This window comes from Bradyrhizobium sp. JR4.3, from assembly GCF_040547695.1.
In the GTDB taxonomy this organism is placed as follows: domain Bacteria; phylum Pseudomonadota; class Alphaproteobacteria; order Rhizobiales; family Xanthobacteraceae; genus Bradyrhizobium; species Bradyrhizobium canariense.
Window position 1 is genome coordinate 63,709 of sequence record NZ_JBEPQF010000024.1, and the last position, 21,248, is coordinate 84,956.

Below are 21,248 nucleotides of genomic sequence, written 5' to 3' on the forward strand. Positions count from 1 at the left end.
CTCATGCCGGACCGGACCAACCAACGGGAATTCGACCATGTCGGACCTAGACCGCAATTACGCTTCTCCTTTCGGCAGGGCCGCCGGGCGTGTTGACGCCGCGACGGTCGATGCCGGCCTGCGCGCCTACATGCTGCGCATCTACAACTACATGAGCATTGGCCTCGCCATCACCGGCTTGGCCGCGCTCGGCGTCTACATGGCCGCCGTGACGGATGTTCCGACCCCGGAAGCCGTCCGCGTCGGCAAGCTGTTCCTGACGCCGTTCGGCTACGCGATGTTCGTCAGCCCGCTGAAGTGGCTGTTCATGCTCGCGCCGCTCGCCATGGTGTTCGTGATCTCGGCGGGCATCAACCGTCTCGCTCCCTCGACCGCCCAGATCCTGTTCTGGGTGTTCGCGGCGCTGATGGGCGTCTCGCTGTCCTCGATCTTCCTGGTGTTCACGCACACCTCGATCGTGCGGGTGTTCTTCATCACCGCGGCGACCTTCGGCGCGCTCAGCCTCTACGGCTACACCACTAAGCGTGACATGAGCGGAATGGGTTCGTTCCTGTTCATGGGCCTGATCGGCATCGTGATCGCGAGCCTGGTAAACCTGTTCCTGGCGAGCTCGGTGCTGCAGTTCGTGGTGTCGGTGGTCGGCGTGCTGGTGTTCGCGGGCCTCACCGCCTGGGATACCCAGCGGCTGAAGAACGACTACATCTACGGCTACGCCTCGGCCGGCGGTGACATCGCAGAGCGTGCGGCCATCACCGGCGCGCTGTCGCTGTACCTGAACTTCATCAACCTGTTCACGCTGCTCCTGCAGCTCCTCGGCCAGCGCGACTAAGCGCTGAGGCGAGAGGACGGACACGAACCCCGGCCGAAAGGCCGGGGTTTTTGTTTGGGTGGGCCGGACGTCGTCATCGCCCGCCTTGTGCGCAATTGCGCACTGGGGCGGGCGATCCAGTACGCCGCAGCGGCTCTGTTCTTGCTGCACTGTTTCGGAGTACTGGATGCCCCGCCTACGCGGGGCATGACAGCGGAGAAGATGGAGGCTGCTTCGCTCGCAATGACGACGTGGGGAGGCGGTTCGCCTCTTCCAGCCGTCCCAGGAAGGCTCTAATCTTGCGGCATGTCCGCACCCGATATCAGGCCCACCATTGAGGCCGACCTTCCCGCCATCACCGCCATCTACCAGCAGGCTGTCCGCGAGGGCACCGCGACGTTCGAGCTGGAGCCGCCCGATCTCGCCGAGATGACGCGCCGCTACCGTACGCTGATCGACGGCGGCTACCCCTATTTCGTCGCCATCCTCGACGGGCGCGTCGCCGGCTACGCCTATGCCGGCGCCTACCGGCCGCGGCCGGCCTACCGCTTCACGGTCGAGAACTCGATCTATCTCGATCCGTCCTTCCACCGCCGCGGCATCGGAGCGCTCCTGCTGGAGCGGCTGATCGTCGAGTGCGAGGCGCGCGGTTTCCGCCAGATGATCGCCGTGATCGGCGATTCCGCCAATGCGGGTTCGATCGGCGTGCACAGCAAGGGCGGCTTCAAGATGATCGGCACGCATCCCAGCGTCGGGCTGAAATTCGGCCGCTGGCTGGACACGGTGATGATGCAGCGGGATCTTGGCGAGGGCGCGAAGAGCGTGCCGGGGAAGTAAGGCCCGTAGCCCGGGTGAGCGAAGCGATACCCGGGAAGGCTGCAAGCAAAGACCCGGATGTCGCTACGCTCATCCGGGCTACTGGATCCCTGCTCACACCACCGCCAATTTGCGATCGATCACCAGGAGCACGCGCTCCAGCTCGTGGCCGCGGCGCAGGATCAGGCCCGTCGCCGAGATCACGCTGTACATGCCCTGCTTGCGCGCGAGGCGCGGATCCTTCTCGATACGATAGATCGGCACTTCCGAGGCGCGGCGAAAGACCGAGAACACGGCGCGATCCCTGAGGAAGTCGATGGCATAGTCGCGCCACTCGCCGTCGGCGACCATCCGGCCGTAGAGATTGAGAATACGGTGCAGCTCGAGCCGGTTGAACGTCACGCGGCTCAGCTGCGCATTCGAAGCGGCGGGGCGCGCCGCCGCGCGCTGTTCGCTCGGATCGGCATCCTCCGACAGACTCATAGGTCGCCTCCTGTCGCATCAGCATGACCGCGTCCGCGAAGACCGTCCCCGGAACCGCGGATCATGACAGTTGCATGATCGCGCCAACTGTTCCCCACCGCAAGGGGCCCCTGGAAGGACACTGGACCGGAGCAAACCGCCCACACGCAGCGGTGGAACTCTGTCGCGGCAAACCGTCACGGGATCGTTAGCAGGAATCATAGTGTCGCCGCTTTTCCGCCAAGCGACTGCCGCCCTGCATTGCGAAAAGGCTTGTGTGCGTTGACCCGGTCCTTTCGGTTCCGGATTCCTCAGCCCCCAGCCCCCCGGGGCCGTCAGGATCGGGTCTGTTCGCACGACAAGGAGGGCCAACGCGAGTTGGTCCTTTTTTGTTTGGGTCGGTTTTGTCTGTGTCGGGATGTTTCTGCCTCGACGCATATCTCACCATCTCCGCACAAACTCTCTCCCCTCATCCTGAGGAGCCGCGAAGCGGCGTCTCGAAGGATCGAGGCCGAGCTGCCTCAGTAGGGCCTGCATGGTTCGAGACGGCGCTGACGCGCCTCCTCACCATGAGGATTGAGAGCGTGCTTGAGTCGGAAGATTCGAAGTGTGCGCGTCAGTGCAGCGACGTATACGCCGCGCCCAGCATCGGGCCCGGCTTCTCGCGGCTGCCGTCCTGAACATAGACCACGGCACCGTCGACGCCGTCGCGCGTGAGGTTCTCGATCGGCACCGTCCAGCTTTCCGGACGGCCGGTCCAGTCGCCGACCTTGAGCAGGTTGCGCACCACGTTGTGATAGATGACCTGCTGTCCGCGATTTTCGCCGCGGCTGATCGCGATCGGCACCGATTTCGCAATCGAGCAGATCCAGACCTCGCCGTGGGACACGGTCGGCTCGTTGCTCGCGGCCACCGAGACGTTGATCTGCTTGCCCGCGAGCGACATCGTCACCGGCACGCTCATCACGCCCGTGCCCGTGTCGGTTTTGCCGATCGCGCTTTCGATGCCGGTGCGGTCGCTGCCGACGACATGCGTGGAGCCGTTGACCACGACCTGCGGTGTGTAGACTTCGCGGTCGCCGCGCATGCGCGAATAGGCACGCTGCCGTGCAGAGAAGCGCGAATCGGCCAATGTGTCCTTCCAGCCGAGATAGTCCCAATAGTCGATCGGCATGCTCAGCGCGATGATCGAAGGATCGCGGGCGAGGTCGCCGATGATCTTGTCGGCCGGCGGGCAGGAGGAGCAGCCCTGCGAGGTAAACAATTCGACAACGGCGCGGGGATCAGCCTCGGCAGGACGAATGACGGCGACGATTGCACAGAGACCAAGAGCTCCCGACCAGAGGGCGCCGGACCAGCGTGAAACCAGATGAGAAGCCGTCATTGTTGTCATGTCGAACGCCGTACACCATTGCTCGTGAGAGGGAAATCTTACCGCCGGATGGTCACCGTAGTCTTACGGGCCTCACACTTTCGTCCGCCAAAGTAACCGTCCAAAGCGTGGGGTTCTCCGCCGGGCGGGCCCATCTGAAGCCTGCCGCAAACGCGTGAAGGCGGCCTTGTGATAGGCCGCCTTCGTGTAACCTACTACTCACTTCGCAGTGAGCCACCGTTCACAAGTCCGCGCTTACGCCGCGAGCTTGCGCAGCACGTAGTGCAAGATGCCGCCGTTGCGGTAGTATTCCAGCTCGTCCAGCGTATCGATGCGGCAGAGCAGCGAAACGCGCTGCAGCGAACCGTCGCCGGAGACGATCTCCGCGGTCAGCTTCTGGCGCGGCTTGAGCTCGCCGACGAGGCCGCGCAGCGTGACCTTCTCGTCGCCCTTCAGACCGAGCGACGACCAGGAGGTGCCGTCCTCGAACGTCAGCGGCAGCACGCCCATGCCGACCAGGTTGGAGCGGTGGATGCGCTCGAAGCTCTGGCAGATCACGGCGCGCACGCCGAGCAGACGCGTGCCCTTCGCGGCCCAGTCGCGCGAGGAGCCGTTGCCGTATTCGGCGCCGGCGAACACCACCAGCGGCACCTGCTCCTGCTGGTACTTCATCGCGGCGTCGTAGATCGACATCTGCTCGCCGTCTGGCCAGTGTTTTGTCAGACCGCCCTCAGGGATATTTCCATCCGCGCCCTTGAGCATGAAGTTCTTGATGCGGATATTGGCGAAGGTGCCGCGCATCATGACTTCATGGTTGCCGCGCCGCGTGCCGTACTGGTTGAAGTCGGCCGGACGTACCTGGTGTTCGCTGAGATATTTGCCGGCGGGCGAGGTGAGCTTGATCGAACCGGCCGGCGAGATGTGGTCGGTGGTGATCTTGTCGCCGAACATGGCGAGGATGCGGGCCTCGACGATGTCGGTGACCGGCTCCGGCTCCTTCTTCATGCCTTCGAAATAGGGCGGGTTCTGCACATAGGTCGAGCTCATGTTCCAACGATAGGTCTCGCTCTCGACCGTCTTGATCTTGCGCCAGTTGGTGTCGCCCTTGAACACGTCGGCATACTTTTTCTTGAAGATCGCCGCGGTCACGAACTTCTTCATGAAGGCGTTGATCTCCTTCGTCGTCGGCCAGATGTCCTTCAGGTAGACCGGCTTGCCGTCCTTGCCTTCACCGAGCGGTTCGATGGCGAGGTTCTTGGTGACGGTGCCCGCGAGCGCGTGGGCGACCACGAGCGGCGGCGAGGCCAGATAGTTCGCCTGCACGTCCGGCGAGACGCGGCCTTCGAAGTTGCGGTTACCGGAGAGCACGGCAGCCGCGACGATGCCGTTGTCGTTGATCGACTTCGAGATCTCCTCGGGCAGCGGACCGGAATTGCCGATGCAGGTGGTGCAGCCGAAACCGACCAGGTTGAAGCCGACCTTGTCGAGATCGGCCTGGAGACCGGAATCGGCGAGATAGGCCGCCACCACCTGGCTGCCCGGGGCGAGCGAAGTCTTCACCCACGGCTTTGCCTTGAGGCCCTTCGCGGCGGCGTTGCGCGCCAGCAGACCGGCGCCGATCAGCACGCTCGGGTTCGAGGTGTTGGTGCAGGAGGTGATCGCGGCGATCACGACGTCGCCATGGCCGATGTCGAACTTCTTGCCCTCGACGGCAAAGCGCTTCGCCGGCTCCTCGGCCTTCTTGTATTCGGTGGCGAGCGCGAGCGAGAAGCCCTCGGCCACGGACGGCAGCGCAATGCGGCCTTCGGGGCGCTTCGGACCGGCCATCGACGGCACGACGTCACCGAGGTCGAGCGTCAGCGTCTCCGTGAACACCGGATCGGCCGACTTGGCGGTGCGGAACAGCCCTTGCGCCTTGGCATAGGCCTGCACCAGCGCGACGCGCGCCGAGGCCCGGCCGGAGGTCTTGAGATAATCGAGTGCGGCGGCATCGACCGGGAAGAAACCGCAGGTCGCGCCATATTCGGGCGCCATGTTGGCGATGGTCGCCTTGTCGGCGACCGAGAGATGGTCGAGGCCGGGGCCGAAGAACTCGACGAACTTGCCGACGACGCCGAGCTTGCGCAGCATCTGCGTGACCGTCAGCACGAGGTCGGTCGCGGTGACGCCTTCCTTCATCGCGCCCTTCAGCTTGAAGCCGACGACGTTGGGCAGCAGCATCGACAGCGGCTGACCGAGCATGCAGGCTTCGGCCTCGATGCCGCCGACGCCCCAGCCGAGCACGGCGAGACCGTTGACCATGGTGGTGTGGGAATCGGTGCCGACCAGCGAGTCGGGATAGGCGACCTCGAAGGTGCCGGTCTTCTTGCCGACCGTCATCTTCTCCTTCTTGGTCCAGACCGTCTGGGAGAGATATTCGAGATTGACCTGGTGGCAGATGCCGGTGCCGGGCGGCACGACGGAGAAGTTCGAGAACGCCTTCTGGCCCCATTTCAGGAACTCGTAGCGTTCCTGGTTCTGCTTGTATTCCTCGGTGACGTTCTTGCCGAACGCCTTGTTGTCACCGAAGAAGTTCACGATCACGGAGTGGTCGATGACGAGGTCGACCGGCACCAGCGGATTGATCTTCTCGGCATCGCCGCCAAGCTTCTGCATCGCGTTGCGCATCGCGGCGAGATCGACCACGGCGGGGACGCCGGTGAAGTCCTGCATCAGCACGCGCGCCGGGCGGAAGGCGATCTCATGCTCCAGCGACTTCTTGCGCAGCCACTTCGACACCGCGACGATGTCTTCCTTCTTGACCGAGCGGCCGTCCTCGTTGCGGAGCAGGTTCTCGAGCAAGACCTTCATCGAATAGGGGAGTTTCGAAATTCCCTTCAGACCATTCTTCTCGGCCGTGGGCAGGCTGTAATAGACATAGGTCTTGGCGCCGACCTTGAGGGTCTTTTTGCATTTGAAGCTGTCGAGCGAGGTCATGTAGGAAATCCCAATTGTCAGTTATACCCGGCAGGGTATTTTAACACCGTCAGCGTAGGCAGGCTGAGTCGCTTGCAGGGGCAGGTTGAGTTGCTGCATCAAGTAGTTCCGGGCTTATAGAAGCTTTCTAACCGCGCCGCCACAGCCACAAACGTGCCGCGGCAATCCGCGAGCCAAAAATTCCCATACGCTACCCCAAGTTTTCCTGAGGCCTGACGTTGAGCGGGCTGGTACGAGGCGAGATGCAGCTTTCCGGACATGGGGTCACATGCGTGCGGGGCGGCCGCGAGGTGTTTGCCGGGCTCGATTTCGGGGCCGTCTCCGGCGAAGCCGTGGCGGTCGTCGGCCGCAACGGATCGGGCAAGACCTCGCTGCTGCGGCTGATCGCGGGCCTGCTCATTCCGGCGGGCGGCACGATCGCGCTGGATGGAGGTGACGCCGAGCTGACATTGCCGGAGCAATGCCATTATCTCGGTCATCGCGACGCCCTGAAGCCAGCCCTGAGCGTGGCGGAGAATCTGACGTTCTGGGCCGATTTCTTGGGCGGCGAGCGTTTCGACGCCGGCGAGAGCCTCGCCACCGTCGGGCTCGACCATGCCGCCGATCTGCCCGCCGCCTTCCTGTCCGCAGGCCAGCGCCGCCGGCTCTCGCTGGCCCGCCTGCTGACCGTCCGCCGGCCGGTCTGGCTCTTGGACGAGCCGACCACGGCACTGGATGTCGCGGGCCAGGACATGTTTTCCGGATTGATGCGCGAGCACTTGGCGCGCGGCGGCCTGATCGTCGCCGCCACCCACGCCCCCCTCGGGATCGATTCGCGGGAGCTGCGGATCGGGGGTGCGGTGTGATTCCGATGGACCCTCAGTTTTCCGAGCGGCGGGGTGCCGCTCTCTCCGTTCCCTCCCCCCTTGTGGGGGAGGGTCAGGGAGGGGGGTGCGGCGGGCGACACTTTCTCGGATCAAGCGCTGGAAAAACGGGCTATCTGTTGCTGGCCGCGCGCGAACGATCCGCATCTCTCCCGGGGCCACCCCTCTCCCCCGCCCTCCCCCACAAGGGGGGAGGGAGCGCAGTTTGCCCTGGGCACCAGCCGAGCTCTTATGGCCGTCTCGCCGTGGAAAGAGCCAACCCATGACCGCCCTGTCTGCCCTGATCCGCCGGGACATCCGGATTGCGCTCCGCGTCGGCGGCGGGGCGTTGATTGGCGTGCTGTTCTTCCTGACCGTGGTGGTGCTGATGCCGTTTGCGGTGGGGCCGGATCTGGCACTGCTGTCGCGGCTCGGGCCGGCGATCCTGTGGCTGGGGGCGCTGCTGGCGAGCCTGCTCACCCTGGACCGGCTGTTCATGGCCGACCACGAGGACGGCTCGCTCGACCTGATCACGATGAGCCGGACCCCGCTGGAACTCGCCTGCGCGGCAAAGGCGCTGGCGCATTGGCTGGCCGCCGGCCTGCCGCTGATCGTCGCAACCCCCGTGCTCGGCCTGCTGCTCAACCTCGACATGGTCGCGACCGGCGCGGTGGCGCTGACGCTGCTCGCCGGCACCCCGGCGCTGACGTTCACCGGCATGATCGGCGCGGCGCTGGCGGTGACGCTGCATCGTGGCGGCTTGCTGATGGCGGTTCTGGTGCTCCCACTGTCGATACCGGTCTTGATCTTCGGCGTCGCGGCCTCGCAGGCGGCGATCGTCGGACCCATGACGTTCGGCGCGCCGTTCTCGATCCTGTGCGCGCTGTCGCTGGTCAGCCTCGTGATCGGCCCGTTCGCGGCTGCGGCGAGCCTGAAGCATGGGCTGGATTGAGATGGGCTGGACTGACCTTGACCCCGATCAACTTTCGCTGCGGACTTTCGTGCTGATTGCGTGAGCGCTTACCTGTGATTATCAGGATACCATGACGCTGATCGACCTCGCCAACCCCACACGGTTCCTCGCGCTGACGGCGCGGCTGCTGCCGTGGCTTGCGGCTGCGACAATCATCCTGCTCGCGATCGGGCTCTATCAGTCCGCCACCGCGCCCGACGACTATCAGCAGGGCGCGACGGTGAAGATCATGTTCATCCACGTGCCCAATGCCTGGCTGTCGATGTTCGTGTGGGGCGTGATGAGCATCGCCTCGCTGGGCACGCTGGTGTGGCGGCATCCGCTGGCCGACGTCGCCGCCAAGGCGGCAGCTCCGATCGGTGCCAGCTTCACCTTCCTTGCGCTGCTGACGGGCTCGCTGTGGGGCCGGCCGATGTGGGGCACCTATTGGGAATGGGACGCGCGGCTGACGTCGGTGCTGATCCTGTTCCTGATGTATCTCGGCCTGATGGCGCTGTGGCGCGCGGTCGACGAGCCCTCCCGCGCGGCGCGCGCCGCCGCCGTGCTGACGCTGGTCGGCGCGCTCAACCTGCCCATCATCAAGTTCTCGGTCGACTGGTGGAACACGCTGCACCAGCCGGCGTCAGTGATGCGGATGGGCGGCTCGTCGCTCGACAAATCCTTTTTGATTCCGTTGCTGGTGATGGCGATCGCGTTCACCCTGCTGTTCGTCACGCTGCATCTGGCTGCGATGCGCAACGAGATTTTGCGCCGGCGCGTGCGGTCCCTGCAGATGATGCAGGCGAGCCGTGTGGCCTTTTCAGAAGTCGGCACCGGCTCGCGCGAGGGCAGCACGTCAAAAGAAGCTGGGGCTGCATGATCATGTCGCTCGGTCCCTACGCGTCCTTCATCGTGACGTCCTATGTCGCGGCCGCCCTTGTGGTCGTGATCCTGATCGGCTGGATCGTGCTCGATTATCGTAGCCAGACACAGCGCCTGCGCGAGCTCGAGCGCAGCGGCGTGACCCGCCGCTCCGGCCGTAGCGCGACGGATCGGCCATGAGAGATCGAGAATGAGCGAGCAATCATGAGCGAGCAATCGACGTCCGCTCCGCCACAGCGCCGCACCTTCCTGATGGTGCTGCCGCTGATCGCCTTCATTGCGCTGGCGGTGTTGTTCTGGTTCCGGCTTGGCAGCGGCGATCCCTCGCGGATCCCTTCCGCGCTGATCGGGCGGCCTGCGCCGCAAACCATGCTGCCGGCGCTCGAGGGATTGCAGGCTGACAACGCGCAGGTCCCCGGCCTCGATCCCGCTGCGTTCAAGGGCAAGGTCAGCCTCGTCAATGTCTGGGCGTCCTGGTGCGTGCCGTGCCACGACGAGGCGCCGCTGCTGACCGAACTGGCAAAAGACAAGCGCTTCCAGCTCGTCGGCATCAACTACAAGGATGCCGCCGACAATGCGCGGCGCTTCCTGGGGCGCTACGGCAACCCGTTCGGCCGCGTCGGCGTCGATGCCAACGGCCGCGCCTCGATCGAATGGGGCGTCTATGGCGTGCCGGAGACTTTCGTCGTCGGTCGCGAAGGCACCATCGTCTACAAGCTGGTGGGACCGATCACGCCGGAGAATTTGCGGACGGTGTTGTTGCCGCAGATGGAGAAGGCGTTGAAGGCGGCGGGGAGCTGATCGCCGCTCTCGTGCCCCGGACGCTGCGCAGCGCGTGAGCGGTGCGCTGCAGAGCCGGGGCCCATGTCACAGCGCGACGCGTTGCCTTCTGGGTCCCGGCTCTGCGCAGCAGCGTTTCACGCTGCAGCGCGTCCGGGACACGGGACCCTCACCCCTTCCGCACATCCCCCGTCTCGGCCTCGCTCGCTTCCAGCGACGCCGGCTCGAGGTGATAGCGCTTGGTCAGCGGCATCTGGGCAATGGCGAAGATCATCGTGATCGGGGTGACGCCGAACACCTTGAAGTTGACCCAGAAGTCCGTGCTCTGGGTGCGCCAGACGATCTCGTTCAGCACCGCCATGCCGGCGAAGAACAGCGCCCAGCGCAGCGTCAAGATGCGCCAGCCCTGCGGCGTCAGATTGAACATCTGGTCGAACATCACGGCGATGAAGGAGCGGCCGAACAACAGGCCGCCGCCGAGGATCGCAGCGAACAAAGCGTAGATGATGGTCGGCTTGAGCTTGATGAAGGTCTCGTCGTGCAGCACCAGGGTCAGCGTGCCGAACACCAGCACGATGACGCCTGTTACGATCGCCATGATCGGGATGTGCCTAGTCACCACATAGGAGGCGATCATCGCCGCCACGATCGCGACCATGAAGGCGCCGGTCGCGGCGAACAGATTGAACTTCGCATTCACGAAGAAGAACACGAGCAGCGGGCCGAGCTCGGTCGCGAGCTTGAACAGCGGATGCGGCTGGGTCTTATCCATTCTTCAGCTTTCGATTCCGGCAATCGCGCGGGCGAAATCGCGCGCGGTGAACGGCGCGAGATCGTCGACGCCTTCGCCGACGCCGATGAAATGCACCGGTAGTTTGAATTTTTCCGCGAGCGCCACCAGGATGCCGCCGCGGGCGGTGCCGTCGAGCTTGGTCATCACGAGGCCGGTGACGCCGGCGGTGCGATGGAAGGCCTCGACCTGCGACAGCGCGTTCTGGCCGACGGTGGCGTCCAGCACAAGCAGCACCGCATGCGGCGCAGTCGCGTCCACCTTGCGGATGACGCGCACGACCTTTTCGAGCTCGTTCATCAGCTCGGCCTTGTTCTGAAGCCGCCCGGCGGTGTCGATCAGGAGCACGTCGGTGGCCTGCTCCTTCGCCGCCGTCAGCGCGTTGAAGGCGAGGCTCGCCGAATCCGAGCCTTGTGCGCCCGATATGACGGGGGTCCTGGTGCGTTCGCCCCAGACCTTGAGCTGCTCGATCGCTGCGGCGCGAAACGTGTCGCCGGCCGCCATCATCACCTTGCGGCCTTCGGACGCGAATTTTTGCGAGAGTTTCCCGATGGTGGTGGTCTTGCCGGAGCCGTTGACGCCGACCACCAGGATGACGAACGGCTTCTTGCCGGCGTCGATCTCGAGCGGTTTCGCCACCGCCGCCAGCACCTTCTCGACCTCGGTCGCGACGACGTCCTTGACCTCGTCCGCCGAGATCGCCTTGTCGTAGCGCCCGTTACCGACCGCATCCGCGATCCGCACCGCGACCGAGGTGCCGAGGTCGGCGCGCAGCAGCACGTCCTCGATGTCGTCGAGCATGGCGCGGTCGAGCTTGCGCTTGGTGACGAGGTCGGCGACCGCGGTCCCGAGCGAGGACGAGGTGCGCTTCAGCCCGTCGGACAGGCGGCGCCACCAGCTCAGCTTGGGGGTCTCGGGGGTGGTATCGTTCATGGTGGCGGTGTGTTAGCCGTTCCGGCTCGCAAACGAAAGTCTTGACCGAAAGTCCTGCAATTGCTCGATGTTCCCGAATTGACCGCCGAGGAAATCTTAGGCCGCGTGCTCCATCGCGACGGATTGATGCTGGTCATCGACAAGCCGGCCGGCCTGCCGGTGCATCGCGGACCCAAGGGCGGCGCTAATCTGGAAACCTCCTTCGACGCGCTTCGTTTCGGCTTGCCGCGGCCGCCGGTGCTGGCCCACCGGCTGGACAAGGACACCTCCGGTTGCCTCGTGCTCGGCCGCCATCGCAAGGCGACGGCGTCGCTCGGCCTGCTGTTCAAGCATGGCAAGATCGGCAAGACCTACTGGACCATCGTCGAGGGCGGCCCCACTGAGGACGAAGGCACCATCGACATGCCCCTCGGCCGGCTCAATGCCGAGCGCGGCTGGTGGCAGAAGCCCGATCCCGAGGGCCAGAAGGCCATCACCAACTGGAAGGTGATGGGCCGGGGCGACGGCCTGACCTGGCTCGCCATGGAACCGGTGACCGGACGGACCCATCAATTGCGGGTGCATTCGTCGGCGACCGGCTGGCCGATCTTCGGCGATAACATTTACGGCAACGGCCCGCGCTTCGGCGAGCCGAAGCTACACCTGCATTCCCGCGAGATCGTGGTGCCGATCTCTCGGAACAAGGAGCCGGTCCGCGTGGTGGCGCCGGCCCCACCCCACATGCACGAGCGGCTCCGGGCCTGCGGGTGGAACGGAGAATAATCCTGTCAGTCCCTCATGGTGAGGAGGCCGCGTAGCGGCCGTCTCGAACCATGCAGGCCCGCATCTCGCCCGCGGCCATCCTTCGAGACGCCCGCTTTGCGGGCCCCTCAGGATGAGGGCAGTGCCCGCCGCGCTCCCTATAGTTTACGAAACGTTCAGTGCTCGTCGCTAATGATAATGGTTGCTTAGAACAAGCTTCCGTCAATCTGCTCAGGACGAGCTGCGCGTCATGTCCACGGCCGAATTATCGATCATCGACGAGGTCGAGTCCGCGCTTCGGACTGGCTCGGCGGAAAAGGGCCTGGCAACAGCCCGCCGCGTCACCGACCTGTTCCTGTCCTCCGCCGGCAGTTTCGATGACGAGCAGATCGCCCTGTTCGACGACGTGCTCGATCGCCTGATCGGCACCATCGAGCTCCGGGCCATCGCCGACATGGGCGCACGCGTTGCGCTCGCCGAGATCAGCGCGCAACTCGCCCCGATCGCGCAGGCGCCGCCATCGGTCATTCGCCGCCTCGCCAACAATGACGAAATCCGCATCGCCGGTCCCGTGCTGCGGGAATCCGCGCGCCTCGACGATGGCGCGCTGGTGCAGATCGCATCATCCAAGGGCGAGCCGCATCTGCTCGCGGTCGCCGGACGTTGGTGGCTGAGGGAGATCGTCACCGATGCATTGCTGGCGCGGCGCTATCCCAGCGTCAGCCGGCGGCTCGCCGCCAATCCCGGGGCGCGCGTGTCCGGAAACGGATTTGCTGTCATCGTCGGACAAGCCGAGGCCGATCCCGAGCTCGCGGTCAGCGTCGGCGTCCGCGTCGATCTGCCGTCAGACCTGCGCCGTCAATTGCTGCGCTCGGCGAGCGATGCCGTGCGGACCCGTCTGTTGTCGCGCGCGCCGCCGCATCTGTTCGAGGAGATCCAGACCGCGATCGCCGCCGTCACCGTCGGTGTCGAGCGCGAGATGTCGGGGGTCCGCGATTTCGAAGGTGCCAAGCGCGCCGTCGCGGGCCTCAAGGCGGCCGGCCAGCTCAGCGAAGCGACGCTGCTCGGCTTCGCCACGCAGCGGCGCTACGAAGAGGCGGTGGCCGCATTGGCCGCATTGTCGGGATCGACCGTCGAAGTGATTCGCCCGCTGATGCAAAGCCTGCGCGAGGACGGCCTGCTGGTGCCATGCAAGGCGGCGCAGCTCACCTGGGAAACCACCGCCGCCGTGCTCGAAAGCCGCTTTGCGAGCGGCGCGATGAAGCCCGCCGATATCGCAAGGGCTCAAAGCAACTACGCGCGCATGACCCCGGAGAATGCGCGGCGGACGCTGCGGTTCTGGCAGGTGCGGGCGTTGTAGGCGCGTTAGAGACGCTGCGCGCCAAATATTCCGCCGTCGTCCTGGCGAAAGCCAGGACCCATAACCACCGAATTCAGTTTGGCGAAGACTGCTAGTTGGCCGTCGCGTGCGACAACTTCTCCCTGGGGTAATGGGTCCTGGCTTTCGCCAGGACGACGGCGGAGCAAGTTCAGCGTCTCGAGAGCTAAACCGTCAGCCGCGCGCCATCATGACTGGCGATCCGGAGCGGCACGACGCTGCCGATACGCTCGCCCGCAATCGCCACCGGCAGATAATGCTCCGTGCGTCCCTGACCGTCGCTCTCGATCAGCACCTCACGCGTGGCGCCGATCTCGGCTTGCAGCCGGTGGCGCAATGCCACTTCGCCCGCCGCACGCAGCCGCTTCGCACGCTCCTTGATCGCACCGCCCGCAACCTGTGGCATCCGCGCGGCCGGCGTGCCGGGACGCGGCGAATAGGGGAAGACGTGGAGGAAGGTCAGGCCGCATTCCTCGACCAGATCGAGCGAACGCGAGAACATCTCCTCGGTCTCGGTCGGAAAGCCCGCAATGATGTCGGCACCCAGCGCGATATCCGGGCGCAGGCGACGGACCTGGTCGCAGAACGCGATGGCGTCGCCGCGTGTATGTCGCCGCTTCATGCGCTTCAAGATCATGTCGTCGCCGGACTGCAGCGACAGGTGCAGATGCGGCATCAGCCGCGAATCCTCGGCGATGGCATCCAAGAGATCGCTGTCCGCCTCGATCGAATCGATCGATGAGATGCGCAGGCGCCTCAGCTCCGGCACATGCCGCAAGATCTGCTTCGTCAGCATGCCGAGCTTCGGCGCGCCCGGCAGGTCCGTGCCGTAACTGGTGAGGTCGACGCCGGTCAGCACGATCTCGGCATGGCCGCGCTCGACCAATGCCCGCACCTGATCGACCACGGCGCCCATCGGCACCGAGCGCGAATTGCCGCGCCCGAACGGGATGATGCAGAAGGTGCAGCGATGGTCGCAGCCGTTCTGCACCTGCACGAACACGCGCGGCAGGCCGCTCGCAAAGCCGTCGACGAGATGCGGCGCCATCTCCTTCACCGACATGATGTCGCTGACGGCGATTTTTTCGCTGGCACCGAGATCGAACGCCGTACGCGCCTCGCGCCATGCGGACGACCGCATCTTGTCGTCATTGCCGACGACGCGGTCGACTTCGGCCATCCCGGCAAACATGCCGCTTTGCGTCTGCGCCGCGCAACCGGTGACGACGATGCGTGCTCCCGGCCGCTCGCGCTTCAATTTGCGGATCGACTGCCTCGCCTGCGCCACCGCCTCGTTGGTGACGGCGCAGCTATTAATGACGATGGTATCGGAGAGGCCTGCGCCCTCGGCCTCGCGGCGGATCACCTCGGCCTCGAAGGCATTGAGGCGGCAGCCGAAGGTGACGATGTCGACGGTCATTACCCGACCGACGCGAACAGCGCGGGATCGAAACTGCCTTCATATTCGAAGGTCGCCGTGCCCGTCATCAGCACGTGATCGTCGCGCTCGCGCCATTCGATCCCGAGCTTGCCGCCGGGCAGCGTGATCTCGACATTGCGCTCGGCGCGCTTCAGCCGCGCCGCCGCGACCGCCGTGGCACAGGCGGCCGAGCCGCAGGCCCTGGTCAGGCCGGCGCCGCGCTCCCAGGTGCGGATCGTGATGTGCTGGGGATCGACGATATGGGCGAGCGTGATGTTGGCGCGCTCCGGGAAGATCGGATGGTTCTCCAGCAGCGGACCGAAACGCTCGAGGTCGTAGGCGTTGACGTCATCGACCCAGAAGATCGCATGCGGATTGCCCATGCTGACCACCGAGGGCGAATGCAGGATCGGATTGTCGATCGGGCCGATCTGCAATTCGATGTAGCGGGTGTCCCGGAATTCCTGGTCGAGCGGAATGTCCTGCCAGCCGAATTTTGGCGCGCCCATGTCCACCGTATAAAGATCGGGCGCCGGACCCTGCCAGGCATTGAGCAGGCCCGCGGCCGTCTCGAACGTTGCATTGGTCTGGCCGGTCTTCTCGAAGATGCGGCGGACGACGCAGCGCATACCGTTGCCGCAGGCGCCTGCCTCGGAGCCGTCACTGTTGTAGATGCTGATGAAGGCTTCGGTGCCGTCGAAGCGCGGCTTCTGCAGCACCATGAGCTGATCAAAGGGCACGCCGCCTCGCGCCGATGCCACCGCGCGGGCATCGTCCGGGGTGACCTTTGAGGTGGAATCGCGCATGTCGACAACGACGATCTCGTTGCCGATGCCGTTCATCTTGGCAAATGCGTGGTTGGCCAGCGCGCTCATGAAAATTCCCGAATTTCGCCTGCCTTATATGGCGATCCTGGCCGGCTTGGCCAGTAATTTGCCGCCGAGAGCCAGGACGCTGCCATGACGCATCTGTCATGGGACGAATTCGGCGCTCGCGTGTTAGAACGGCGCAATTCGCGCAAACCGGGACGGCGCAGCCGGATTGAGGCTTTGGCGGGTTAAGGCCTTGGTGCGCAAGGTTTTGGGGAGAATAAAAATGTTCAGGTTTCGTCGTCTCGCTTTGGCCGCGCTGATCCCGGCAGCAGCCTTGTCGTTTGGTCTGTCCGCCACGCTGGCCCAGACGCCGAGCCCGGCGCCGGCGGCATCAGCGAGCCCCTCGCCGGCCCCGTCAGCTTCGCCCTCCCCGGCCGCGAGCGCGGCACCCGTGGCCACCCCGTCGCCGGCGGCAAGCGCTTCGCCCTCGCCCGCAGCCAGTGCCTCACCGAGCCCGGCCGCCCCGCCGCCCGCTGCGGCCGCTACGCCGGCTCCCGTGCAGACGGCCGATCCCTTCGGACAGGAGACCACGCTCGAGCCCAAGAAGGTCGTGATGGTCAAGGGCACTGCCAATTGGGACTCTGCCTTCGACACGCTGATCGACGCCTTCAAGGCACTGAACACGCTGCTGGACAAGCAGGGCATCAAGCACGCCGGCAATTCGATGATTGTCTACACTTCGACTGACGATACCGGCTTCACCTTCCTTGCCGAGATCCCGGTCGAGCAAGACCCGAAGAACTTGCCCAAGGACATGAGCATCGGCAAATCGCCGGAGGGCAAGGCGCTGAAATTCGTCCATCGCGGCTCCTACGACAACATGGACAACACCTATGAGGCGATCACCAATCACCTCGACGACAAGAAGCTGGAAGCCAAGGACACTTTCATCGAGGAATACCTCACCGACCCCCTGAAGACGGCCGAGGACAAACTCGTGATCAATGTTTTCGTGCCGCTGAAGTGAGACTGATGAACAAGCCTGCCATCCTTTTGACCTCCCTCGTTACGTCCTTTGCCGCCGTGCTGCCGGCAGCGCCCGCGCTCGCCGACGATTTTCCGTCCGCGATTTCGGTGAGCGGCGAAGCCACGATCTCCGCCGCGCCTGATCTGGCGCAGATCGACGCCGGCGTCGCCAACGACGCCAAATCCGCGAAGGAAGCCTCCGACGCCAACAACGCCGCGATGGGCAAGGTGCTGCTGGCGCTGAAGGGCGCAGGCATTGACGAGAAGGATTACCAGACCTCGCGGCTGTCGCTGCAGCCGCAATACGGCCAGAACAAATCCACCGGCGCCTCGCCCGTGGTCGGCTTCCGCGCCTCAAACCGCGTCACCGTGAAGATCCGCGACGTGACCAAGGTCGCCGCCATCATCGACACACTGGTCGGCGCCGGCGCCAACGATATCGGCAACATCTCTTTCGAGGTGACGCAGGCCTCAAGACTGCTCGACGATGCCCGCGAGAAGGCTGTCGCAGACGCCCGCCGCAAAGCGGAGATCTACGCCAAGGCCACTGGCGTCACGCTCGGCGCGCCGCTGAGTGTGTCCGAAGGCGGCGCTCCGATGCCGCTGTTCAAGGGACGCATGGCCGCAGCGCCGATGGCCGCAGGCGGCGCGGCCGTTGCGCCCGGCGAGGAAACGCTGGCGGTGACGGTGAATGTGAGCTGGGCGATCAAGCAGGGGCAGTGAGGCAGCTGCCGCTACAGATTCAATTGTCGTCCCGGCGAAGGCCGGGACCCACAACCACCGAATGCGATTTGGCAAGGATTGGTCATTGCCACCTCGCGCCATAACTTCTTCTGAGGAGTATGGGTCCCGGCCTTCGCCGGGACGACAGAGGTGTTAGCAGCGGCGACGAAGCTAAATCTCCACCACCTGCCCCGGCTTCATCGCCACAAATCTTTCCTGCGGAACCTTTGCGGCATCGAGTGCTTCGACCAGCGCCTTCGCTGGCGCGTCGATCGCCTCATCGGTCAGCTGAAACGTGCCGTGGTGATGCCCTAGTGCTTTCTGCGCGCCGCAATCCGCCAGCGCCTTCACCGCGTCTTCCGGGTTCATGTGCTGATCGCGCATGAACCAGCGCGGCTCGTAGGCGCCGATCGGGAGGATCGCCAGACGGAGCGGCCCGTGCTTGTCGGCGACGCGGCGGAAATGCCCGCCATCGCCATAGCCGGAATCGCAGACGACGTAGATTTTCCCCGCAGGCGTCTCCAGCACGAAACTCGCCCACAGCGCCTTGTTGCGATCGAACATGCCGCGCGCCGACCAGTGCCGGGTCGGCACCAGCGTCACGGCGATGCCGCCGCCGAGCTCGACGCGATCGTGCCAGTCGAACGCTTCCACCTTGATCGTCGCATCGGTGCTGCGCATCGTGACGTCGTTGCCGAGCGGGGTCACCACACGCGGGGCGAAATTCTTGGCGAGCCGCGACAACGTCGCCATGTCGAGATGATCGTAATGGCCGTGCGAGACCAGCACGGCATCAATTTTCGGCAGCTTGTCGAAGGCAATGCCGGGATCGTTGTGCCGCTTCGGCCCGGCAAAGCTGACGGGCGAGACCCGCGTCGACCAGACGGGATCGACGAGAATGTTGAGGCCGCCGGTCTGGATGAGCCAGCTGGCGTGGCCGATGAAGGAGAGCCGCACCTTGTTGCCGTCGACGCGGTTCGGCGGGGTGTCGGCATGGGGGCTCGGCGCCCAATCCGGCCAGGTCGCGCGCTGCCGCTTGCCGCCGAACTGCCAGCGCAGGACCTCACGAAGCGATCGTGGCGGCGCGCCGTCCGGATCGAAGAAGGTCAGTCCGTCGAAATGGTCGGAGACCGGGCCGTCATAGGTTTTCATGCGGGACATCCAAAGGGAGGGCACGCCGACCAATGCGCTGGCCCCGGCGAGCAGTCCGAAAAGGCGGCGGCGGGTGATCGGCACGGATCTGGCTTCAGGGATGGTCGGAGGGGCAGGACATTACCGCTATATGGGCGGGGTCTGCGGAAAAGGAACCCAATGCCGAAAATGTCATATTTTCAAGGCCTTGCCCTCCCGAAGGCGTCCCGGCGTCCTAACTTTCCTTGACTTTCGGGCGGGAGCGGCGTTTAACCCCGGCACTTTCTCGGAAAGGCTTTCTTTTCGACCCGCCCACTGGCCCCAGAGGCCAGAGGCCAACGCCCGACAGCGCGATGCGCCCTCGGGCGTAAAGGTGTTTGGATTTCTGCTCCCTCGCCCCGCTCTTGCAGGGAGAGGTTAAAGAGGACAACGGCATTGTTCGACAATCTGTCGGAACGGCTTGGCGGCATTCTCGATCGTCTGACGGGGCGCGGTGCGCTGACCGAAAAGGACGTCGACGCCGCCATGCGCGAGGTGCGCCGCGCGCTGCTGGAAGCCGACGTCGCCCTCGAAGTGGTGCGCAGCTTCACCGAGCGGGTCCGCGAGCAGGCGATCGGCGCCACCGTCGTCAAGTCGGTGACGCCCGGCCAGATGGTGGTCAAGATCGTCCATGACGAGCTGATCAATACGCTCGGCGCCGAAAGCCAGACCATCGACATCAATTCCGTGCCGCCGGTGCCGATCATGATGGTCGGCCTGCAAGGCTCCGGCAAGACCACCACCACCGCAAAGCTCGCCCGTCGCATGGTCCAGCGCGACAAGCGCAAGGTGCTGATGGCCTCGCTCGACATCTACCGTCCCGCGGCGATGGAGCAGCTGGCCGTACTGGGCCGCGATCTCGACATTCCGACACTGCCGATCGTCGCCGGCCAGCAGCCGGCGCAGATCGCGAAGCGCGCGCTCGAGGCCGGCAAGCTCGGCGGCTACGACGTCGTGCTGCTCGACACCGCCGGCCGCACCACGCTCGACGAAGAGATGATGGCGGAAGCAGCAGCCATCAAAGCCGCCGCCAATCCGCATGAAGTGCTGCTGGTGGCGGACAGCCTCACCGGCCAGGACGCCGTCAACCTCGCCCGCGCCTTCGACGAGCGCGTCGGCCTCACCGGCATCGTGCTGACACGCGTAGACGGCGACGGCCGCGGCGGCGCCGCACTGTCGATGCGCGCGGTCACCGGCAAGCCGATCAAGCTGCTCGGCACCGGTGAAAAGACCGACGCGCTGGAGGATTTCCATCCCGACCGTATCGCCGGCCGCATCCTCGGCATGGGCGACGTGGTGTCGCTGGTCGAACGCGCTGCGGCCAATATCGACGCCGAAAAGGCCGCGCGCACCGCAGAGCGGATGCGCAAGGGTCAGTTCGACCTCAACGACATGCGCGAGCAGCTGTCGCAGATGGCCAATATGGGCGGCATCAGCGGGCTGATGGGCATGATGCCCGGCATCGCCAAGATGAAGAACCAGATCGCGGCCGCCGGCATCGACGACAAGATCTTGAAGCGCCAGGTCGCGGTGATCGATTCCATGACGCGCGACGAGCGCCGTCATCCCGATCTGCTCAAGGCCAGCCGCAAGAAGCGTATCGCCGCAGGTTCCGGCCAGAGCGTCGAGCAGGTCAACAAGCTGCTCAAGATGCACCGGAACATGGCCGACATGATGAAGGCCATGGGCTCCGGCAAGCGCGGTCCGCTCGCGGGCATCGCGCAGGCGATGGGCTTTGGCGGCGGCATGAAGCCGCCTTCGCCGGAAGAGATGAAGGCGCTGCAGGAAAAGATGCAGAGCGGCGGCGGACAAGGTCTGCCCAGCCTGCCGAAGGATTTGCCGCCCGGGCTGCGCCAGGGTCTGCCGAACGTTCCGGGTCTGACCGGGCTGAGCGGCAAGCCGATGCTGCCGGGCCTCGGCGGTTTCCCGGGCAAGAAGAAATGAGGAATTCGTCGCGGGAGATCGCAACGGTCTCGCGCAACGCGGAATACCAATCAACCGAACAAAACGTACTTTGAAGGAGAACTTAGATGTCCGTCGTTATCCGTCTCGCCCGCGCAGGCACCAAGAAGCGCCCCGTCTATCACGTCGTCGTCGCCGATTCGCGCTTTCCCCGCGACGGTCGCTTCATCGAGCGTCTCGGCTATTTCAACCCGCTGCTGCCGAAGGACAACGAGACCCGTCTGAAGCTCGACATGGACAAGGTGAAGGCCTGGCTCGCCAAGGGCGCGCAGCCGTCGGACCGCGTGTCCCGCTTCCTCGACGCCGCCGGCGTCAAGAAGCGCGAAGTGCGCAACAATCCCGAGAAGGCCGTGCCGCGCAAGGAGCGCAAGGCGCAGGCCGAAGCCGCCGCGAAGGGTTAAGG

At 65.1% G+C, this 21,248-nt stretch carries 21 protein-coding genes; 13 read left to right on the forward strand and 8 right to left on the reverse strand.

The annotated features are described in order from the left end of the window. Nucleotides 1–37 precede the first annotated feature (37 nt). On the forward strand, nucleotides 38–829 hold the full coding sequence (locus tag ABIB91_RS29940) for a Bax inhibitor-1/YccA family protein (RefSeq protein WP_007598855.1): 792 nt from the start codon (nucleotides 38–40) through the stop codon (nucleotides 827–829). Between the two features lie 285 nt (nucleotides 830–1,114). Next, nucleotides 1,115–1,645 carry a GNAT family N-acetyltransferase gene (locus ABIB91_RS29945; RefSeq protein WP_007598854.1) on the forward strand — a complete coding sequence of 177 codons (531 nt, stop codon included), beginning with the start codon at nucleotides 1,115–1,117 and terminating at the stop codon, nucleotides 1,643–1,645. A gap of 93 nt (nucleotides 1,646–1,738) precedes the next feature. On the opposite strand, the gene ABIB91_RS29950 is transcribed toward ABIB91_RS29945, so the two are convergent. The 3 genes from ABIB91_RS29950 to acnA form a co-directional block, all read right to left on the reverse strand. After that, nucleotides 1,739–2,107, reverse strand: coding sequence for a DUF2794 domain-containing protein (locus ABIB91_RS29950; protein WP_007598853.1), 369 nt, complete (start codon nucleotides 2,105–2,107; stop codon nucleotides 1,739–1,741). Between the two features lie 595 nt (nucleotides 2,108–2,702). Then, nucleotides 2,703–3,479, reverse strand: a complete 777-nt coding sequence (locus ABIB91_RS29955) for a DUF1223 domain-containing protein (RefSeq protein WP_007598850.1) — start codon at nucleotides 3,477–3,479, stop codon at nucleotides 2,703–2,705. A gap of 234 nt (nucleotides 3,480–3,713) precedes the next feature. Then, a complete protein-coding gene (acnA, locus tag ABIB91_RS29960) occupies nucleotides 3,714–6,434 on the reverse strand; it encodes an aconitate hydratase AcnA (RefSeq protein ID WP_354169828.1) in 2,721 nt (906 codons plus the stop codon). 242 nt (nucleotides 6,435–6,676) lie between these two features. Between acnA and ccmA the strand changes: the two genes are divergently transcribed. The 5 genes from ccmA (at nucleotide 6,677) to ABIB91_RS29985 (ending at nucleotide 9,911) form a co-directional block, all read left to right on the forward strand. Next, nucleotides 6,677–7,279 (forward strand): heme ABC exporter ATP-binding protein CcmA, encoded by a 603-nt coding sequence (ccmA, locus tag ABIB91_RS29965; protein WP_354169830.1) that lies wholly within the window; start codon nucleotides 6,677–6,679, stop codon nucleotides 7,277–7,279. Nucleotides 7,280–7,559: 280 nt separating this feature from the next. Then, a complete protein-coding gene (ccmB, locus tag ABIB91_RS29970; protein WP_106945554.1) occupies nucleotides 7,560–8,228 on the forward strand; it encodes a heme exporter protein CcmB in 669 nt (222 codons plus the stop codon). 91 nt (nucleotides 8,229–8,319) lie between these two features. Further along, complete coding sequence (locus tag ABIB91_RS29975; protein ID WP_354169833.1) at nucleotides 8,320–9,108, forward strand: heme ABC transporter permease; 789 nt, start codon at nucleotides 8,320–8,322, stop codon at nucleotides 9,106–9,108. Next, nucleotides 9,105–9,290 (forward strand): heme exporter protein CcmD, encoded by a 186-nt coding sequence (gene ccmD / locus ABIB91_RS29980; protein ID WP_247400619.1) that lies wholly within the window; start codon nucleotides 9,105–9,107, stop codon nucleotides 9,288–9,290. Before ABIB91_RS29975 ends, ccmD begins: the two co-directional genes overlap by 4 nt. Nucleotides 9,291–9,314: 24 nt before the next feature. Further along, nucleotides 9,315–9,911 carry a DsbE family thiol:disulfide interchange protein gene (locus ABIB91_RS29985; protein WP_354169835.1) on the forward strand — a complete coding sequence of 199 codons (597 nt, stop codon included), beginning with the start codon at nucleotides 9,315–9,317 and terminating at the stop codon, nucleotides 9,909–9,911. A 148-nt stretch (nucleotides 9,912–10,059) separates the two neighbouring features. Here the strand turns inward: ABIB91_RS29985 and ABIB91_RS29990 are convergent, their stop codons facing one another. Both ABIB91_RS29990 and ftsY read right to left on the reverse strand, forming a co-directional pair. Beyond that, nucleotides 10,060–10,662: a septation protein A gene (locus tag ABIB91_RS29990; RefSeq protein ID WP_354169837.1), complete on the reverse strand. Its 603-nt coding sequence runs from the start codon at nucleotides 10,660–10,662 to the stop codon at nucleotides 10,060–10,062. A 3-nt stretch (nucleotides 10,663–10,665) separates the two neighbouring features. Then, complete coding sequence (gene ftsY / locus ABIB91_RS29995) at nucleotides 10,666–11,613, reverse strand: signal recognition particle-docking protein FtsY (RefSeq protein ID WP_354169839.1); 948 nt, start codon at nucleotides 11,611–11,613, stop codon at nucleotides 10,666–10,668. Between the two features lie 60 nt (nucleotides 11,614–11,673). On the opposite strand from ftsY, the gene ABIB91_RS30000 reads away from it, so the two are divergent. Both ABIB91_RS30000 and ABIB91_RS30005 read left to right on the forward strand, forming a co-directional pair. After that, on the forward strand, nucleotides 11,674–12,375 hold the full coding sequence (locus ABIB91_RS30000) for an RluA family pseudouridine synthase (protein ID WP_007598835.1): 702 nt from the start codon (nucleotides 11,674–11,676) through the stop codon (nucleotides 12,373–12,375). A gap of 229 nt (nucleotides 12,376–12,604) precedes the next feature. Continuing rightward, nucleotides 12,605–13,714 carry a DUF2336 domain-containing protein gene (locus ABIB91_RS30005; RefSeq protein ID WP_354169841.1) on the forward strand — a complete coding sequence of 370 codons (1,110 nt, stop codon included), beginning with the start codon at nucleotides 12,605–12,607 and terminating at the stop codon, nucleotides 13,712–13,714. Between the two features lie 184 nt (nucleotides 13,715–13,898). Here the strand turns inward: ABIB91_RS30005 and mtaB are convergent, their stop codons facing one another. Then, nucleotides 13,899–15,152 carry a tRNA (N(6)-L-threonylcarbamoyladenosine(37)-C(2))-methylthiotransferase MtaB gene (mtaB, locus tag ABIB91_RS30010; protein WP_354169843.1) on the reverse strand — a complete coding sequence of 418 codons (1,254 nt, stop codon included), beginning with the start codon at nucleotides 15,150–15,152 and terminating at the stop codon, nucleotides 13,899–13,901. Beyond that, complete coding sequence (gene dapF, locus ABIB91_RS30015) at nucleotides 15,152–16,027, reverse strand: diaminopimelate epimerase (protein ID WP_354169845.1); 876 nt, start codon at nucleotides 16,025–16,027, stop codon at nucleotides 15,152–15,154. The genes mtaB and dapF overlap by 1 nt, the downstream gene beginning before the upstream one ends. A gap of 220 nt (nucleotides 16,028–16,247) precedes the next feature. Between dapF and ABIB91_RS30020 the strand changes: the two genes are divergently transcribed. Both ABIB91_RS30020 and ABIB91_RS30025 read left to right on the forward strand, forming a co-directional pair. After that, nucleotides 16,248–16,991: a GyrI-like domain-containing protein gene (locus ABIB91_RS30020; protein ID WP_354169847.1), complete on the forward strand. Its 744-nt coding sequence runs from the start codon at nucleotides 16,248–16,250 to the stop codon at nucleotides 16,989–16,991. Between the two features lie 5 nt (nucleotides 16,992–16,996). Next, nucleotides 16,997–17,713 (forward strand): SIMPL domain-containing protein, encoded by a 717-nt coding sequence (locus tag ABIB91_RS30025; protein WP_354169849.1) that lies wholly within the window; start codon nucleotides 16,997–16,999, stop codon nucleotides 17,711–17,713. A gap of 171 nt (nucleotides 17,714–17,884) precedes the next feature. On the opposite strand, the gene ABIB91_RS30030 is transcribed toward ABIB91_RS30025, so the two are convergent. After that, entirely contained in the window at nucleotides 17,885–18,949 is a 1,065-nt protein-coding gene (locus tag ABIB91_RS30030; RefSeq protein WP_354169851.1) for an MBL fold metallo-hydrolase, read from the reverse strand. Between the two features lie 330 nt (nucleotides 18,950–19,279). On the opposite strand from ABIB91_RS30030, the gene ffh reads away from it, so the two are divergent. Beyond that, nucleotides 19,280–20,827: a signal recognition particle protein gene (gene ffh / locus ABIB91_RS30035; protein WP_354169853.1), complete on the forward strand. Its 1,548-nt coding sequence runs from the start codon at nucleotides 19,280–19,282 to the stop codon at nucleotides 20,825–20,827. Nucleotides 20,828–20,913: 86 nt separating this feature from the next. Then, the gene (gene rpsP / locus ABIB91_RS30040; RefSeq protein WP_007598827.1) at nucleotides 20,914–21,246 is read left to right on the forward strand and encodes a 30S ribosomal protein S16; all 333 of its coding nucleotides are present in this window, start codon (nucleotides 20,914–20,916) and stop codon (nucleotides 21,244–21,246) included. Nucleotides 21,247–21,248: the final 2 nt, after the last annotated feature.